This is a genomic window from Vibrio sp. 10N.247.310.98 (assembly GCF_041467395.1).
GTDB classification, from domain to species: Bacteria; Pseudomonadota; Gammaproteobacteria; order Enterobacterales; family Vibrionaceae; genus Vibrio; species Vibrio crassostreae_C.
The window spans coordinates 16,279-33,749 of the sequence record NZ_JBFSUL010000034.1 but is presented as its reverse complement, the minus strand read 5'-3'; the positions used below and the strand labels follow the sequence as shown (position 1 = coordinate 33,749).

The following is a 17,471-nucleotide window of genomic DNA, read 5'->3' as shown; positions in this document are numbered from 1 at the left end:
TGTCGACATCTTAATGTTCCCCTAAGCCTTTCTTACCGAAGAATAAAAATTGAACCAAAGTACAAGACGCGATCAGTGCAAACAGAAGCCATGAAATTGCTGACGCTGTGCCCATTTCTAACCATTCCCAACCCACTTTGTAGAGGTACATAGAGATAGTTAAACCAGATTGACCCGTACCACCTGTACCACGCGTTAGAACGAACGGTTCTTCAAACATTTGCAGGTTACCGATGATGGTCATGGTGATTGCAAAGAAGATGAATGGACGAATCATTGGTAGTGAGATGTTCCAGAAGCGGCGGAAGGCATTCGCACCATCCATACGTGCAGCTTCTAAAATGTCTTTAGGAATCGTCATTAAACCAGTGGTGTAAAGGACGATATTAAAACCGGTGTATTTCCAGAAAACCATGATCGCAATAGACGGCTTCACCATAGTGGCATCGTCTAACCAGCGGATTGGTTGAAAATCGTTAACCCAAGCAAATGCCCAACCAAACAGCGTGCTATCGGCCAATGCCATTAACGTTTGGTTGATAATTCCTGAGTTAGGAGAGTACATGTTGAAGAAAATCAGTGATGCTGCGACCGTTGATGTGATGAACGGTAGGAAGTACGCCGATGTTAGCCAGTGACGCATACGGTCACCCATTGAAACCAACATGTAAGCCACTGGAATAGCGACTAAGTGCTGAGCAACACCCGATGTAATTGCTAGCCACAATGTGTTCTTTAATGAACGCCATAGCCATGGGTCAGTCAAGGCAATGTGATAGTTCTCAAAACCAACGAACTCCATTGCATCCATGCCCTGTACTGGATTCCATTCGTGGAACGACAGATAAACAGAGAACAACAGCGGGAAGATCCCAAATACAGAAAAAATGATCAGAAACGGCAGAAGGAATCCATACGGTGTAAGCGCTTTCAGATTTAGACGAGAAAAAAGGCTTTTGTCCGCAGGTTCTATCGTTGTGCTCGCTGTATGATTCATAGTAACGACCTCTTAAAAAAGGAAGCGCGTTATCCACGCTTCCTCACTTACTCAAAGTAATAACAAATTAAAGATTACGCGTACGACGCTTGATTAGACGCTCTGCCTCTTTCAATGCAGTCTCGATGTCCTTACCTTCATCAAGCACTTCCATCAATGCGTTCTCTAAAATTATAGAGCGTGCTACGTGGTCGCCTTGAGCTGGAGATACTGGCTTGATGTTCTGTGCCACTTCAGCAAATAGTAGACGTGCTTTCTGTCCACCTAGGAATTCCATCTCTTCTTGAAAAAGCTCATCGTCATATGTCGTTACGTTCGCTGGGAAAGCCGCAATCGTTTCGAAGTGCTTAAGTTGAACATCACGATCCGTCGTCATGTATTCAATAAGTGCCCATGCTTCATCTGGGTTGTCAGATTGAGTTGGAATCGATAGGAACGAACCACCCCAGCTGCCGTAAATGCCATCAGGTAGGTTTTCTACTGCCCACTTACCTTTGGTTTCAGGAGCGATCCAGTTGTTTAGGTGACCAAGTAGCCAAGCGCCAGAAAGTTGAGTTGCAAATGTGCCGTTGCGGAAGCCCTCGTACCATTCGTTAGACCAAGCCAAAATGCGGCCGTCTAAGCCTTTGTCGCGAATCTCTTTTGCTACTTCAAAAGCGTGAACAAAACGCTCAGATGTCACAACTGGGTTGCCATCTTTATCGAAGTAAAGACCTTCGCCTTCAGGAACCGTTGTGAAGATGATTGCTTGTGCCACGTCGGCTGCTGAAGCGATAAGTTGTACGTTTTGCTCTTTCAGTTTTTCACCCGCAGCGATGTATGAATCCCAATCTTTGATTGCGTCTTCTACATTGATGCCCGCTTTTTCAAACACATCGGTGCGGTAGTACATAACACCTGGGCCCAGGTCGACAGGAATCCCGTACATGTCGCCGTCAGCGCCTTTTCCTTGTGCCCAAGCGTAAGGTGCGAATCGTTCTTCGTATTTATCTGCACCGTAGTTTTCAGACAGGTTAACTAGGCCGCCAGAACCAACGAATGGACCGATTTTCTCAACGTCCACAACAATCACGTCACCCGCACCTGAGCCCGTTGCTAGGTTAGTGGTTAGTTTCGTGTGGTGGTCACCGTGGTTATTCATAAGGTAATCAACTTTAATCCCTGTTTCCTTTTCGAAATCAGGCAGTAATACCTTCAGGCTGCTATCGAAATCAGGGAAACCGTCGAAACGAATTTCTTTGTCTGCTGCATTTGCAGCTGTTGTACCTAATCCTAAAGCAACCGCGCATGAAAGCGCTAAGGTCTTAAATTTCATGTTCTATCCTTAATATTTTTATAGGGTAACTGGTAAATCCGATACCGAGTTTCTAGTGACCAACGTCGGCAGCAATTTAAAGTTCACGTCATGTTTTATTTTTTTTAGCTTCTGTAGAGTGAGCTGTACTGCTTCAACGCTCATCTCTTCAATAGGGAAATTAATGGTGGTCAAACTAGGGGTCAGATAGCGCGCGAAGATGGTGTTATCGAAGCCCACCAGTGATACATCTTTAGGAACAGACAGCCCCTCTTGATGCAACACCTCGAAGGCGCCAAATGCCATGTGGTCATTCGAAGCAAATACTGCTGTGAAATGACACTTACGATTAATCAGCTTCTTCATAGCACTGATGCCCGTCTCTTCAGTAAAGCCCGCTTCCGAGACTAATGCTTCATCGTATGGCACACCCGCTTCTTCCAAGGCCTTTCGATACCCCTGCAAACGCCCCCTAGCATCTGCTTTATCTAAAGGCCCGGTAATACACGCGATATCTGTATGTCCCTTTTGCAAAAGATATTGAGTAGCGAGTAGCCCCCCGACTTCGTTATCAATATCAATGCAACTCATCGCCATTTCTGGGATGAAGCGGTTAATTAAAACCACAGGGGTCCCCTGTTCTTCCAATTCAATTAAATAATCATCACTGAGCAGTTGAGTATGAAGAATCAAAGCATCAACACGACGCCCCAACAGAAACTCCACCGACTCTCGCTGCCCTTGCTCGGTGTTCGAACCCGCTGTAACCACAGCGTGGTAACCAAAGCGGCGTAGGTTTTCTTCTATGCAATGCAAAATGCCTGAATAGAAAGAGCCGCCAAGTTCTGGAACAACAACACCCACACTTCCGGTACGACTTGAAGCCAAGGCTTGAGCGATAGAGTTCGGGCGATAACCCAATTCTTTGATCGCTTTTTCAACCTTTAATTTCTTGTCATGACTCACTCTACTAGTGCCGTTGATCACTCTAGACACTGTCGCCTGAGACACACCTGCATGTTCTGATACGTGTTTAATTGTTGCCACTCGAACCTCGATACTTCATTAGCTTGTAACCGCTTACAAAACGATTATTAAAGAAAGGCGTCTTGGTTGAAGTGAGTGTCATCACACTAAAGTTGGAGGTAAAAAGGCCAGTTGTGGAAATCATGAAAGCGCTTACAGATTACCTTCACACCATGAAACTGTTTCATGGGATTATTGTTCATATTATCAAGATGGCGCTCGGTTACTTGTTCGTCAGATCAAACAAGTCCGCCTAAATCCATTTTTTGAAAACGTCATTTGATGATGAATCCGCAGCTGACGGCAATATACACGGGGAAAGTGACCTTGTTATTTCAATGGCCTTTCTAAATTGTATGAGAACATTTCATCTCATGAACACTCACATTAGTGCTCCGTTAACCCGACACAAAAATGCCCAGCAAAAACTGGGCATGGAAGAGCGTAGAGTCTCCTCTAAACCGTATTTTCTGATTGATCGGCGAGCTTAAACTCTTGAGTTAGTGAGAATTGCTGTTGCGACATGGTTTCAAGCTGTTGACCGTGGGAAAAAAGCACTTGGGAACGTTGCGAGTTATCTTCAGCCAAGGTGTGTATCTGGCTGATATTTTGAGTGACTTGAGAGGCAACGACTTGATGCTCTGTCGTCACGGTCGCAATTTGATGACTTCGTTGCTCTACTTCGTTCAGAAGATCAGACACCGTCGATATCGAGTGATTAACTTCGCCGGTTTGTTCTACGCATTTAACCATACCCACCACGCACTGATTGATCTGTTCAACCGCCAGTTTAGAGCTAGTTTGCAACTGCTCGATCTTGTTGTGTATCTCTTGCGTAGAAGCATTAGTTTTGGCCGCTAACACGCGAACCTCATCCGCAACCACAGAGAAACCACGCCCTTGCTCTCCAGCTCGCGCGGCTTCTATTGCCGCATTCAACGCCAGTAAATTGGTTTGCTCAGAGATCCCAGATATCACATCCAGAATGGACCCAATACTGGCGCTTTCACTTTCAAGCTGACCAATGGTCGCCGTTGATTCCGCCAGCTTATTTTCTAAGCTGCCCATCAATTCGACGCTTTTATCCATGGTCTTTTGCCCATCACTGGAACTGGATACCGCGTCGGTCACTAGCGTTAGAGTTTGGTTGGCCGCCTGAGTAATTTCCGTCACTGAGCACTCAATTTGCTCCATCGCTGTCGCTACCATCACCGTTTGATTGGTTTGTTCTTGCATCGCCTCACTCAAAGAACGACTGGTGCTTTGGTTCTCAAGGGAAGCTTCCTTCAAACGTGTTGAGGAGTGGCGCATGTTGTCAATCATTTGGGTTAGGTGACTGATCACCAAATTGACTTTATCGCTCACCAAACCAAATTCATTATTGGCTTTATACTGAACCATCACGCTCAAGTCTTTTTTGGCGACTTGGTCTAGTGCACTTTGCAGTAATTTACTTGGCTTACGAATCCCTTTAGCGATGTTCAGCCCGATTAGCAGCGCAATAAAAACCGACCCAATAGCAATGATGGCCTGCATCAAGAGTGCTTGGTGAGAGAAGTCCATCGACTCGTGATATAAACGTTTAGCCGTATCTTCCGCGTACATGGAAAGCTCATCGAAATGAATTAATTGCACATCTATGAGTTGTTCGACCTCCACTCTCTGCTGTGCGATAGCCTCATTTAACTTTACGGTTTCCATATGAGTTGACACAGATCCTTGCGCTGAAAATACATGTGAAGCGAGCAGTGATAAAGACTGTTTACTGCGGCGTAGCAAAGACGAGTCCAGATTATCCAAGTCTGATATAGCTTGTTCGAATCGCTCTTTACGACTTTGTAGACGACGCTCAACACCACGAACTTCCGATGACGTTTGCAGAGAGAAAGCTTCATTCGCTTCTGCCGCAATCAAGCTCAATTGAACCAACAAGGCTTCTACCGCTTTTTGCGTGTTACCCGAGCTCGTACTCGCCAATTGATTAACCAAGGTGTTATTGAGTTGTCTTACCACAGATTGAAATTGTTCCTGCTCCATCGAACCGAGATCTTTACTATCCAAATAAGAGACGTATAAGTTCAAGGACTGCTCTACCTTATTGATGGTGGCAACGCCCGTCTCTTCAATATTTTGGAGTATGGGTTCAAGTGGTGAGCCCGATTCAGCTTTCCCATCAAACCAATTTAACTGCTGCTGATAATGCTCGATGTTACTCACGACGGTTTGTTTTAGTGGTTCGAGTTCATCAATGTAATTGGCGGATAAATAGGGAGTAGTGCTGCGATTAATGTCCAAAAAACGAATAGTGAGCGTGGAGGATTGGAGCATTAAAGGGGTGGCTTGTTGAGTTATGGTTTCGATGTGTGTGGTTATGTTCTTGTTACTGCTAATACTCAACCATGCGCTACCCAGCATGATTACTATCAGCGTGAAGAAACCTAAATAAACTCGAGACACAATGGAAGAAAGTCTCATCGTTATTCCTTGATCTAGTGGCGAAAAAAAGGGCACAAAAATGTGCCCAAGAATGGAGTTAATTGAAACGTGCCCTAATCAATCTGCCTTTAGGGCTAAAATGGACAGTATTACGTGCTCTTAAAAAGCATAGATATTTGAAAGCATGGCTCCTTGAAAATATGCCAAATTCAAAGAGCAGTGCTTTCTATACCTGTGATTACCACCAAGCTTCAAACATTGCGCCGAACGACAATGTATCAACATTGGTTGTCTTCACTGTGTTGCCTTTCGTTTCTACATCACCCACGGTTGTATAGAAGCGAAGCATTGGACGACTCCAAGGTAAGCCACCTAGAGAAACGTTTTGAGACAGCGTTACTTTCCACGCGTTCTCTTCACCGTCGTCATCGTAATCAACCATGCCGTAGCCAGCTTCTAACCATGTGGAGTGAACATCATCCCATTGGTACTGTGGACGAACGATACCCGCGTATTCAGTATTCTCACGATCTAAGTCTGAGCCAGAATTGTCTTTGTAAGACACTAAGTAATCAATGATGAACTGTTCAGATGCCGCGTAGCTACCCTCAACACTTGCATACAAAGTCTGGTAATCACCTTTAAGGTCATATACCGATGAATCTGCACCGTCACCGTACTTAACAACTAACTTGTTAGACTCACCCAAGCCTAATGTTGCACCTACTAGGTATGCCGTTTCATCACTGACTTTTTGTCCTTGAGTCACGACAGGCTGCATTGAATCTGTCACTGGATCGTATACGTACTCAGTCGTCGTAGACGTATCCGCTTCGCTAGATGCAAAACCGTAGTTCGCGTAGAAATCTAGGTTACCAATACCTGCATCAATGCTGTGTAGTTTCGCGGTTACAGCGTATCGACCATTGTCGTTCACTAGGCCGCCTTTCACTTGGCCAACAAAGCCCATGTCTAGCTTGGCACCACCAAAATCTAGGTTGTTAAAGCCAGCGCCTTGACCATCGTGTGTCATCCAGAAGTAATCGTTCAAACCTTGTTGCGGACGTTGATGGAAGTCACGACCAGCCCACATGTAAAGCTCAGGCTGGCTTTCAAATACATTGGTTACACCAGCGTACATTTTTTTCATGCTCAGGCCACCGTCATCAGCCCATGCGTCTGCTTCCCAGTGATCAGCCATGAATACGATGTCCCAGATAGCACCGTTGTCAGCTTGGAAAAGCTTAGCTAACTGAACTTCACCACCATTGGCTTCGTTACCTAAACGACCAACTGAGCGACCTGTTGTACCGATGTCTACGTAGCGCTCATCACCACTTTTGTAGTGAGCGCCGTAACGAGCGTAACCAGAGAAGACGATACCGTCTGGCACAGTTGTTTCTGAAGTTAGAACCGCTTGTTGCTGATCATCAACATACTTGATGTCCCCAACTTGAGATTCCAACTCTTGGATTCGTTGCTCGAGAGCAGCAAGATCCGTTTCTGCAGCAAAAGAAGAGAGTGAAGCAAGCGAGGCCGCCACTGCGACTGTTATTGGCAAAAGCTTAAATTTTTGCATTGTAATTCCCTATTATTTTTTTGAGTTTTCATCGAACAGGGAAATATTAAGCAATGAAAGCGTTGAAAAGTTGGTTGCTGTTCACACTGATAAATCAGCCTAAATGCCATGAAACTTTTAGAATATCCATGACGAAAACTACTGATTTAAGATCAACAGGTTACGGTTGATATTGCGTGAGATATCAGCTTGAAATCGCTTTCATTTCATCAGTATTGGTGGCGGCTATCACGGAAAACAGTGTGTGAAAGTGAAGGAAATATGACGCAGTTTTGATTGGTTTTCATATATATGAAAAGCCTCAAAATCTAAGGTAGATTTTGAGGCTTCTTGGTCTGAGTAAAATACCCAGTTATCTAGAATCAAGCATTCGTTAAAGTGAATCTAGAGACGCAACCCCCATATTGAACAGAGTAAATGCGTAGATATCGGCGGTGAGATCGATCGCTTTGCTGAGCGGCATTCCGGCGCCATGGCCCGCATTAACATCAATACGAATCATCACGGGCGCACTACCTTCATGCTTATCTTGCAGCTCTGAGATGAACTTATAAGAGTGAGCCGGTACTACGCGGTCATCGTGATCAGCGGTCGTCACCAATGTTGCTGGATAATCCGTGCCACGCACCACATTATGAACCGGAGAATAGCCAAGCAGATATTCGAACATCTCTCTGTTCTGCGCGGATGTGCCATAGTCGTACGCCCACCCTTCGCCAGACGTGAATGTGTGGTAACGCAACATGTCCAACACCCCAACAGCAGGCAGAGCCACTTGGAACAGCTCAGGCTTTTGTGTCATACAAGCTCCTACCAGCAAGCCTCCGTTAGAACCGCCGCGAATCGCCAACTTATCGCTACTGGTGTAGTTTTCTTCAATTAAGAACTCGGCAGCAGCAATGAAGTCGTCAAAGACATTCTGCTTTTGCTGCTGAGTACCCGCTTTATGCCACGCCTTACCGTACTCACCGCCGCCTCTCAGGTTAGGAACTGCGTACACGCCACCTAATTCCAACCAACTGCCCACCGTCCCCGAGAAAGAAGGCGTTAGGCTGACATTAAAGCCGCCATAGGCGTACAACATGGTTGGGTTATTACCGTCCAGTTTTAGTCCCTTCTTATAAGAGATAAGCATCGGAACCTGAGTGCCATCTTTTGAGGTATAAAAGACCTGTTTAGACTCAAACTTATCCGATTCAAACGGTGACTCAGAGCGCTGATAAACTTCTGAACTGCCCGACTCAATATCAAAAGAGAAAATCGTTGGCGGCGTTACATAGTTGGTAAAGGTGTAATAAAGCTGAGTTTGCTCGTTTTTTCCACCTAAGCCACTGGCCGTTCCCAGCCCAGGCAAATGAATTTCACGAACTAGGTTACCTTGGTAATCCAACTGCTCAATCTTAGACACCACATCCACCATGTAGTGAGCAAACAAGTGGCCACCACCCGTGCTGATATCCAATGGCTGTGGCTTTTCAGGGATGATTTCGAGCCATTTCCCATCGCGAGTACCAAAGCTCACCACCTTGCCATTAGGCGCATCAAGATTCGTATATAGAATGAAGGTCTCATCTTGGTTATCGATGAGATAAATGTCGCTATCCACATGATCAATCAGCGTGTTCAGCTGTTGTTCTGGTGAGTTTAAATCGATATAGAACAGTCTATTACCCGATGTCGACTCTCGCCCTAGAATGATCAAGTAACAGTCGTCTTCGGTGGTATAGCCTGATACATAGCGGTGCTGCTCAGCGTTGTTCTCACCAAAGATAACTTTGTCGCTAGCTTGCTCTGTACCCAACTCATGGAAGTACAGCTTGTGTTGCTCAGTACGAGCAGAGAGTTCACTGCCGTCTGGCTTGTCGTAACTAGAGTAATAAAAGCCGCGATTACCCAACCAAGAAATACCAGTAAATTTGGCGTCAGTGATTTCGGCTTCAAGCTGCTGTTTAGTCTCGGTATCAATCACGAAGATCTTACGCCAGTCGCTACCACCTTCAGAGATGCTGTATGCCACTAAGCTGTAATCTTTCGAGAACGAAACTGAGCCCAATGATGTGGTGCCGTCTTCCGAGAAGGTATTCGGATCTAGGAAGACTTCAACCTGTTGCCCCTCTTTCTGACGATAGAGAATACTGTGGTTCTGCAGACCATCATTCTTATAGAAATAGGTATAATCACCTCGCACAAACGGCTGCGAGCTCTTTTTGTAGTCTTGTGCTTTTGCCAGTCGCTCTCTCAGTTCCGCGCGATACGGGATTTGAGCGAGGTAATCAAACGTGATTGCGTTTTGACTCGCCACCCACTTCGCGGTCTCGTCACTTCTGTCGTCTTCTAGCCAACGATATGGGTCTTCGATTATCTGACCAAAGTAGTCATCGCTGACGATCTGTTTATTGGTGATTGGATATGGATACTCTTTTAAATAGCTCATCGTGATCCTTATTAAAAATAGTGAGAAATCGTCAAGTAGCGCGTTCTGATATGTTCAATCAATAACTTAATCTTGTTTGGTGGCTGGCGAGTAAAAGGGTACACCGCATAAATTCCCAACTTTTTGCCTACCAAATCAGGGAAGATATCCACCAGCTGACCATTGCGAATGTCGTGATAAACCAGACAACGTGGTACGTACGCCACACCATGCCCACCCAGCGCCGCTTTTCTTAACGCGGTCGCATTGTCAGTCGAAAAAGAGCCCGCAACACGCACGATATATTTGTCATTGTCGGTACAGCCATCTTTACTATGCAGAAACTGCCATTCGCTAGCACCCGTTGTTTGATAGGCGTATTGCAAGCAATTGTGCTCAACCAAATCCTTGGGCTGCATCGGCTTACCGTTCTTAGCGATATAAGATGGCGAGGCACACACCACCCATTGTGAATCCAATATATGACGGGCAATAAGGCTGGAGTCTTCCAAGTAACCGGTTCGAATGACCAAGTCGAGACCATCTTCAACCAAATCAACAAATCGATTGTTAAGAGACATATCGACCGTTAAACCTGGGTGCATATTACAAAACTCGGCCACAGCGTCTGCGAGAATCAAATCTCCGGAGATAGTAGGCACTGACATTTTGATATGACCACTGACATTTTCACCAAAGCCTGAAACTGCGTCCATAGCCTCTTGAGCTGCCTGCTTCACATTTTTGGCCCCGTGTAACATTGCCTTGCCCGCCTCAGTCAAGGTCAATTTACGCGTGGTTCGATATAATAATTGCACGCCAATCTCTTCCTCTAAACGCGCAATTCTTTTACTAACTACCGAATTTGTAAGGTTATTTTGCTCTGCCACCTTACTGAAGCTGCCTAGTTCTACCACCTGTGAAAACAGGATCAAATCGTCTGCTCGCATCTGATTATGCCAATTTTGGAATTAATTATTTTCATTATTTCCCTATATCAATAAAAAATAAAGGGGTAAATTCACGCCAAATTAACAAAACAATTACAAAAACAGTCATTCCAATTACAAGATTCGCCTAAAGAAGGTTCCCGTTTAGAGGCCAAAGCGATTCAAATAATGACAAACCATAACGTGATCTTTACTTCAAACATGAACGTTTGAAAACAGTACGAGGAAGTACCCATGAGTGAAACTCTACTAGCCCTATTGGCATTTTCACCAATAGTTGTTGCAGCGATTCTGCTGGTTGGCCTTAACTGGCCTGCAAAAAAAGCGATGCCTGTGGCATTTGCCTTAACCGTTGCTATCGCCCTACTTGCTTGGGACATGTCTGGCACTCGCGTGCTGGCTTCTGTATTCCAAGGCTTCGGCATTACAGTGTCGGTTCTCTGGATTGTGTTCGGCGCCATCTTCTTATTAAACACTTTGAAACACACCGGAGCTATCACCACCATCCGCAACGGATTCACTGATATATCCGCTGACCGTCGTGTTCAAGCAATCATCATTGCTTGGTGTTTTGGTTCATTCATTGAGGGCGCATCTGGCTTCGGCACACCAGCTGCCATCGCTGCACCACTGCTGGTTGCTATCGGCTTCCCTGCGCTGGCCGCGGTACTGATGGGCATGATGATCCAATCTACGCCAGTATCATTCGGCGCGGTTGGTACACCTATCATCGTTGGTGTGAACAAAGGATTGGACACGCACAACATCGGTGAAAGCCTGATTGCTCATGGCTCAACATGGGATGCTTATCTACAACAAATCACGTCAAGCGTTGCGCTAATTCATGCTTCTGTTGGTGTGATGATGCCTGTATTGATGGCAATGATGCTGACTCGCTTCTTCGGTAAGAACAAAAGCTGGACTGAAGGTTTAGATATCCTGCCGTTCGCACTGTTCGCAGGTGCTGCTTTCACTATTCCTTACGCACTAACAGGTGTTTTCCTAGGCGCTGAATTCCCATCACTGATTGGTGGTTTGGTTGGCCTTGCGATTGTGGTTACTGCAGCAAAACGTGGCTTCCTCGTACCAAAATCAAAATGGGATTTTGAGAGCGAAGACAAGTGGCCTGCAGAATGGCTAGGTTCTCTGAAAATCGACCTTGACGACAACAATCAAGGCCATAAGAAGATGAGCATGGCGATGGCATGGGCACCATACGTGCTGCTAGCGGTGACCTTGGTTGCGAGCCGCGTGAGCCCTGAATTCAAAGGCCTACTGAAGAGCGTTAGCCTATCGTTCAGCAACATCCTTGGTGAAACCGGTGTGAGCACTGCGATTCAGCCTCTGTATCTACCGGGCGGTATCTTGGTCTTCGTCGCGCTGGTTGCTGTTCTCATGCAATCTCGCAGCGCAACGCCACTGGCTAAAGCCTTCGGTGAATCGAGCAAGACTCTGATTGGCGCAGGCTTTGTGTTGGTGTTCACCATCCCAATGGTTCGTATCTTCATTAACTCTGGTGTGAACGGCGCAGATTTAGCAAGTATGCCCGTAACCACGGCAAACTTCGCAGCTGACCTCGTTGGTAGCGCATTCCCAGCATTGAGTGCAACGGTTGGTGCGTTAGGTGCCTTCATTGCAGGTTCGAACACAGTTTCAAACATGATGTTCAGCCAGTTCCAATTCGAAGTAGCGCAGACTCTGACTATCTCTAGTGCGGTGGTTGTTGCTCTACAAGCCGTTGGTGCAGCAGCAGGTAACATGATTGCGATTCACAACGTGGTAGCGGCATCTGCGACCGTAGGTTTACTAGGACGTGAAGGCGCAACACTACGTAAGACAATCATTCCAACGTTCTACTACTTGGTGATGACAGGCATCATCGGCCTAGTGGTTATCTACGGATTCAAAATGACCGACGCACTTATGTAAACCATAAGTCGTTCAAAAGCACTTGGCGTTAATACTCAATTCCCCGACAGCGACACCGTCTAATAAGACAGTTGATGAGTTCCGGGATGGATACTAGAGCACATCAACACCCATGGGTATTAACGCCATTTTCCCGAATTAAAGCAGCCCAAACCAAGCTCTCAAAGAAGAGCAACATCCCAAGAATTTAGGACTGAAATTATGATCATATCCGCATCGACTGATTACCGCGCCGCAGCAAAAGCGAAATTACCACCGTTTCTTTTCCACTACATTGATGGTGGCTCTTACGGAGAACATACCCTACGTCGCAACACGGCTGACCTAGCTGAGATTGCGCTAAAACAACGCGTACTCAACGACATGTCGGACCTAAATTTGGAAACCGAACTATTTGGCGAGAAGCTAGCGATGCCAATCGCACTGGCGCCTGTTGGTTTAACGGGTATGTACGCAAGACGCGGTGAAGTACAAGCAGCAAAAGCCGCCGACAACAAAGGCATCCCTTTTACCATGTCGACCGTGTCGGTATGTCCGATTGAAGAAGTTGCACCTAAGATTGAACGCCCAATGTGGTTCCAACTTTACGTGTTAAAAGACCGTGGCTTCATGAAGAACGTACTGGAGCGTGCAAAAGCGGCTGGCGTAACTACTCTGGTATTTACTGTAGACATGCCGGTACCTGGCGCTCGCTACCGTGACATGCACTCAGGAATGAGTGGCCCAAATGCAGCAATACGTCGTGTATTCCAATCTATGCGTCATCCTAGCTGGGCAGTTGATGTTGGCCTACTTGGTAAACCGCACGACCTTGGCAATATATCTACTTACCGAGGTTCTCCAACCAAACTGGAAGACTACATCGGTTGGTTAGGTGATAACTTCGACCCGTCTATTTCATGGAAAGACCTAGAGTGGATCCGTGACTTCTGGGATGGCCCAATGGTTATCAAAGGCATTCTTGATGAAGAAGATGCAAAAGACGCCGTGAGATTTGGCGCAGACGGTATCGTAGTTTCAAACCACGGCGGTCGTCAGCTTGACGGCGTTCTATCAAGTGCCAAAGCGCTGCCTTCGATTGCTGATGCAGTTAAAGGCGACACCAAGATTCTGGTCGACTCTGGTATTCGTACTGGCTTAGATGTAGTGCGCATGATGGCGATGGGCGCAGATTGCACCTTACTTGGCCGCTCATTCGTCTACGCGTTAGCGGCTCAAGGACAAGCAGGCGTTGAGAACCTACTCGACCTGTACGACAAAGAGATGCGCGTTGCGATGACTCTAACTGGCGCCAAGACAATCAAAGACTTAACCCGTGAATCTTTGGTGGGGCTAGATTAAGTCCGTTGATTCACTGTAATGCTTTGGTCTACTTAGACCGAAGTTCAATCGGTGTCACAGCAATTCCACTGCCGTTGTGACACCGTTTAAGCACTGGAAAATAAAATAAAAAAACAAAAAAGCAAATCAGTGCCAAATAAGAAGCACAAGGAAGCAAAGATGGAGACAAACACATCCCATGAGCGAGTAATCGACGCCAAAGCTTATCAGCAGCTTGAATCGATACTGGCTCAAAGAATAGAAACAGAACGCATTGTCACGCAAGAGGCAAAGCGCTTGGCTTACGGCACCGATGCGAGTTTCTATCGCTTGGTACCGAAAATGGTTCTAAGGCTAAAAAACTTAGACGAAGTCATATTTACCATTCAAAGCTGTCGCGAACTGGGGATTCATTTTACCTTTCGCGCCGCGGGCACCAGCCTGTCAGGGCAAGCGGTTTCAGACTCGGTACTCATCACACTGACCGACGACTGGCGTGGCCATGAAATTGTCGACAACGGCAATCAAATCATTCTTCAGCCCGGTGTGATTGGTGCTGATGCCAACAAATACCTCGCCCCTTTCCAACGTAAAATCGGCCCAGACCCAGCCTCTATCAACACCTGTAAAATTGGCGGTATTGCCGCGAACAACGCCAGCGGTATGTGTTGTGGTACTGCGCAAAACTCCTATCGCACCGTCGAGAGCATGAAAATCGTATTGAGTGATGGTTCCCTGCTTGATACGGCAGATAACGCCAGCGTTGAAGCTTTCAAGCAATCACACAAAACGTTGTTTGAAGGCATTATTGATTTACACAGACAGACTAGCTCAAATCAAGAACTGGCAGACAGAATCCGCCACAAGTACCGTCTTAAAAACACCACCGGCTACGCGCTCAATGCATTGGTCGATTACCACGACCCAATTGAGATCATAAAACACCTGATGATTGGCTCAGAAGGCACACTAGGTTTCATTGCTGAGATTACCTATAACACGGTTATCGAACATCCAAACAAAGCCTCGACTCTGTTGGTGTTTGCTGACATAGAACAAGCCAGTAAAGCTGTGACTACGCTATCTAAAACTCCGGTTGCTGCTGTTGAGTTAATGGATGGCAGGGCGCTACGTTCTGTCGCGGATAAACCGGGTATGCCTGCGTTTATGCCAAACCTAGATTTAGAAGCGGCGGCTATTTTGGTGGAATCACACGCCAGCTCCCAGCAGGACTTAGATTTACAATGTAAATCAATTTTGGATGCATTGGCTGATTACACGATTGTTGAATCGGTCCCTTTTACGTCCGATCCAAAGACTGTTGCAACCCTGTGGGGCATTCGAAAAGGCATGTTCCCTGCGGTTGGGGCCGTTCGTGAAGTTGGCACAACCGTTATCATCGAAGACGTGGCTTTCCCTGTTGAAAACCTGGCTAACGGTATTCGAGAGCTGCAAGAGTTGTTCGATAAATACGACTACAGCGAAGCGATCATTTTCGGCCATGCACTCGAAGGCAACCTTCATTTTGTGTTTACCCAAGGCTTCGACAGCCAAGAAGAGATCGACCGTTACGGCGGTTTCATGGATAACGTTGCCGAGCTAGTTGCAGTGAAGTATCAAGGTTCACTGAAAGCGGAACACGGCACGGGCCGAAACATGGCACCTTATGTGGAATTGGAATGGGGCAAAGATGGCTATGCCTTGATGCAACAGATCAAAGCGCTGTTTGACCCAGAAAGGCTGCTTAACCCCGGCGTTATCATCAACGACAATCCAAACTCCCACATCACAGACCTGAAGCCGATGCCTGCTGCCGATGATCTAGTCGACCGCTGTATTGAGTGTGGATTCTGTGAGCCTGTTTGCCCGTCTCGCACACTGACCTTGTCACCTCGCCAACGTATTGTGTTGTACCGAGAACTGCAACGCCGCCGAGAAGCAGGTGAAGAGATAGAAGCCAGTGAACTAGAGAAAACCTTCGAATACCAAGGCATTGATACCTGCGCCGCAACCGGCCTGTGTGCCGAACGTTGTCCAGTGGGAATCAACACCGGTGATTTGATTAAAAAGCTTCGTATTGCCAAGTACGAGAAATTTACGCCAATCGCTAAGTGGACAGCGGATCATTTCTCGACCACTACAAAACTCACCAAGGCTGGCCTCAAAACCAACCAAGTAGCGAGCAAAGTATTAGGCGCAAATACTGTCGGCAAGCTAACTAACGGCTTGCGCTCTATCACCAAAGGCGCGACGCCGGTTTGGATGCCTGAGATGCCGCAATCCAATAGTCACACGCTAGTCTCATCACCCGTGACGGCAGAATCTTCAAGCAATCATAAGAAGGTGGTTTACCTCCCTTCCTGTGCAAGTCGAACCATGGGGCAACAAAGCGATGCGGGCGACCAACGTCCTCTTACTGAAGTGACCATGTCTTTGCTCAACAAGGCAGGATTCGAGGTAATTCTACCGAAGAAGCTAGATGACCAATGCTGTGGTATGCCTTACGACAGCAAAGGAATGACCGACTTAGCACAGTCGAAGGCTCAGCAGTTGGAAGAAGTGCTATGGCAAGCCAGTCGTCAGGGTGAATACCCAATATTGATGGATACCAGCCCATGTGCTAAACGCAGTATTGAACAGTTCACCAAGCCATTAGAGGTGTTAGAGCCAACAGGGTTTGTGAATCAATATTTGCTTGAACATCTGACGCTTGAGCCGCTACAAGAAACCGTGATGCTGCATGTCACGTGTAGCTCTCGTCGAATGGGCTTAGAAGGCGCGATGTTAAACCTTGCTAAAGCGTGTACCGAAGAGGTGATTGTTCCAGAGCATATTCAATGTTGTGGTTGGGCAGGTGACAAAGGCTTCACTACACCAGAGCTGAATGAGGCGGCGGTACACCCACTCAAGGAACAAGTGCCGAGCAACTGCACTCGTGGCTTTAGTAACAGCCGAACCTGTGAGATCGGTTTATCACACCACAGTGGCATTCCGTATCAATCAATCTTGTACTTGGTGGACGAAGTGGCGCAGTAGATCCACTCATACTGCGAGCAACGTGCTCTAGCTTAAAACGAAAAATGGCAGCCCAATCAGGCTGCCATTTGTTTATTCGATTTAAAACGTATTACCGAGCTAGATATTGCTGAGCTAGCGGCTACTGAGCTAAGCGCACCAACTCTTCTGGCGAGTAGTGTTCTGCTTCTGCGCCTTTGGCGATTAAGTCGATCACTTGGAACTCGTTCATGTCACCAAACTCTTTGGTTAAGTAATCACGGAACGCTTTCTCGTTCGGCCATTTGCCTCGCACGATATAGCCATCTTCCTTATCGAAATCTTCCGTCTCAAAGAAAGAAAAGTCGGTCATACCAATATTGTGGCAATACAAAACGAGATACATGTTGAATCCTTTACACTTAACTAGGGCCTGTTTAACTTTCGAGCCGATCAAAAAGCGTCTCTAAAAAGCAGGGCTAAGGTTACAACATAAATGCTAAATCGAATACCCAATCGGATCGTCAATTTAG

11 protein-coding genes are annotated in these 17,471 nt (G+C 46.5%); 3 read left to right on the top strand and 8 right to left on the bottom strand.

Annotated features, from left to right (window positions below; genetic code table 11):
- Positions 1-10: 10 nt before the first annotated feature.
- The 7 genes from AB6E78_RS14210 to AB6E78_RS14180 form a co-directional block, all read right to left on the bottom strand.
- The gene (locus AB6E78_RS14210; RefSeq protein WP_017070431.1) at positions 11-997 is read right to left on the bottom strand and encodes a carbohydrate ABC transporter permease; all 987 of its coding nucleotides are present in this window, start codon (positions 995-997) and stop codon (positions 11-13) included.
- A 67-nt stretch (positions 998-1,064) separates the two neighbouring features.
- Positions 1,065-2,312 carry an ABC transporter substrate-binding protein gene (locus tag AB6E78_RS14205; RefSeq protein ID WP_372133840.1) on the bottom strand — a complete coding sequence of 416 codons (1,248 nt, stop codon included), beginning with the start codon at positions 2,310-2,312 and terminating at the stop codon, positions 1,065-1,067.
- Between the two features lie 18 nt (positions 2,313-2,330).
- Positions 2,331-3,338 carry a LacI family DNA-binding transcriptional regulator gene (locus tag AB6E78_RS14200; RefSeq protein ID WP_009846150.1) on the bottom strand — a complete coding sequence of 336 codons (1,008 nt, stop codon included), beginning with the start codon at positions 3,336-3,338 and terminating at the stop codon, positions 2,331-2,333.
- Between the two features lie 435 nt (positions 3,339-3,773).
- Complete coding sequence (locus AB6E78_RS14195) at positions 3,774-5,792, bottom strand: methyl-accepting chemotaxis protein (protein WP_372133839.1); 2,019 nt, start codon at positions 5,790-5,792, stop codon at positions 3,774-3,776.
- A 199-nt stretch (positions 5,793-5,991) separates the two neighbouring features.
- Complete coding sequence (locus tag AB6E78_RS14190) at positions 5,992-7,332, bottom strand: carbohydrate porin (RefSeq protein WP_372133838.1); 1,341 nt, start codon at positions 7,330-7,332, stop codon at positions 5,992-5,994.
- 373 nt (positions 7,333-7,705) lie between these two features.
- Positions 7,706-9,766 carry a prolyl oligopeptidase family protein gene (locus AB6E78_RS14185; protein WP_372133837.1) on the bottom strand — a complete coding sequence of 687 codons (2,061 nt, stop codon included), beginning with the start codon at positions 9,764-9,766 and terminating at the stop codon, positions 7,706-7,708.
- Positions 9,767-9,777: 11 nt separating this feature from the next.
- Positions 9,778-10,695 (bottom strand): LysR family transcriptional regulator, encoded by a 918-nt coding sequence (locus AB6E78_RS14180; protein WP_372133836.1) that lies wholly within the window; start codon positions 10,693-10,695, stop codon positions 9,778-9,780.
- Between the two features lie 234 nt (positions 10,696-10,929).
- Here AB6E78_RS14180 and AB6E78_RS14175 point away from each other — a divergent pair, with 234 nt between their 5' ends.
- The 3 genes from AB6E78_RS14175 to AB6E78_RS14165 all read left to right on the top strand — a co-directional run bounded on the left by AB6E78_RS14175 (position 10,930) and on the right by AB6E78_RS14165 (position 16,980).
- A complete protein-coding gene (locus AB6E78_RS14175; protein WP_017061561.1) occupies positions 10,930-12,624 on the top strand; it encodes an L-lactate permease in 1,695 nt (564 codons plus the stop codon).
- A 201-nt stretch (positions 12,625-12,825) separates the two neighbouring features.
- Positions 12,826-13,965, top strand: a complete 1,140-nt coding sequence (lldD, locus tag AB6E78_RS14170; RefSeq protein WP_372133835.1) for an FMN-dependent L-lactate dehydrogenase LldD — start codon at positions 12,826-12,828, stop codon at positions 13,963-13,965.
- A gap of 159 nt (positions 13,966-14,124) precedes the next feature.
- A complete protein-coding gene (locus AB6E78_RS14165) occupies positions 14,125-16,980 on the top strand; it encodes an FAD-binding and (Fe-S)-binding domain-containing protein (protein ID WP_372133834.1) in 2,856 nt (951 codons plus the stop codon).
- A 121-nt stretch (positions 16,981-17,101) separates the two neighbouring features.
- Here AB6E78_RS14165 and AB6E78_RS14160 read toward each other — a convergent pair whose 3' ends face one another.
- Complete coding sequence (locus AB6E78_RS14160) at positions 17,102-17,344, bottom strand: hypothetical protein (RefSeq protein ID WP_017061558.1); 243 nt, start codon at positions 17,342-17,344, stop codon at positions 17,102-17,104.
- Positions 17,345-17,471: the final 127 nt, after the last annotated feature.

What these genes read in the sequence shown, in the direction of transcription:
- AB6E78_RS14205 (WP_372133840.1), bottom strand. Translation starts at nt 2,312, where the DNA reads ATGAAATTTAAGACCTTAGCGCTTTCATGCGCGGTTGCTTTAGGATTA.
- AB6E78_RS14175 (WP_017061561.1), top strand. Translation starts at nt 10,930, where the DNA reads ATGAGTGAAACTCTACTAGCCCTATTGGCATTTTCACCAATAGTTGTT.
- AB6E78_RS14210 (WP_017070431.1), bottom strand. Translation starts at nt 997, where the DNA reads ATGAATCATACAGCGAGCACAACGATAGAACCTGCGGACAAAAGCCTT.
- AB6E78_RS14195 (WP_372133839.1), bottom strand. Translation starts at nt 5,792, where the DNA reads ATGAGACTTTCTTCCATTGTGTCTCGAGTTTATTTAGGTTTCTTCACG.
- AB6E78_RS14190 (WP_372133838.1), bottom strand. Translation starts at nt 7,332, where the DNA reads ATGCAAAAATTTAAGCTTTTGCCAATAACAGTCGCAGTGGCGGCCTCG.
- lldD (WP_372133835.1), top strand. Translation starts at nt 12,826, where the DNA reads ATGATCATATCCGCATCGACTGATTACCGCGCCGCAGCAAAAGCGAAA.
- AB6E78_RS14185 (WP_372133837.1), bottom strand. Translation starts at nt 9,766, where the DNA reads ATGAGCTATTTAAAAGAGTATCCATATCCAATCACCAATAAACAGATC.
- AB6E78_RS14160 (WP_017061558.1), bottom strand. Translation starts at nt 17,344, where the DNA reads ATGTATCTCGTTTTGTATTGCCACAATATTGGTATGACCGACTTTTCT.
- AB6E78_RS14180 (WP_372133836.1), bottom strand. Translation starts at nt 10,695, where the DNA reads ATGCGAGCAGACGATTTGATCCTGTTTTCACAGGTGGTAGAACTAGGC.
- AB6E78_RS14165 (WP_372133834.1), top strand. Translation starts at nt 14,125, where the DNA reads ATGGAGACAAACACATCCCATGAGCGAGTAATCGACGCCAAAGCTTAT.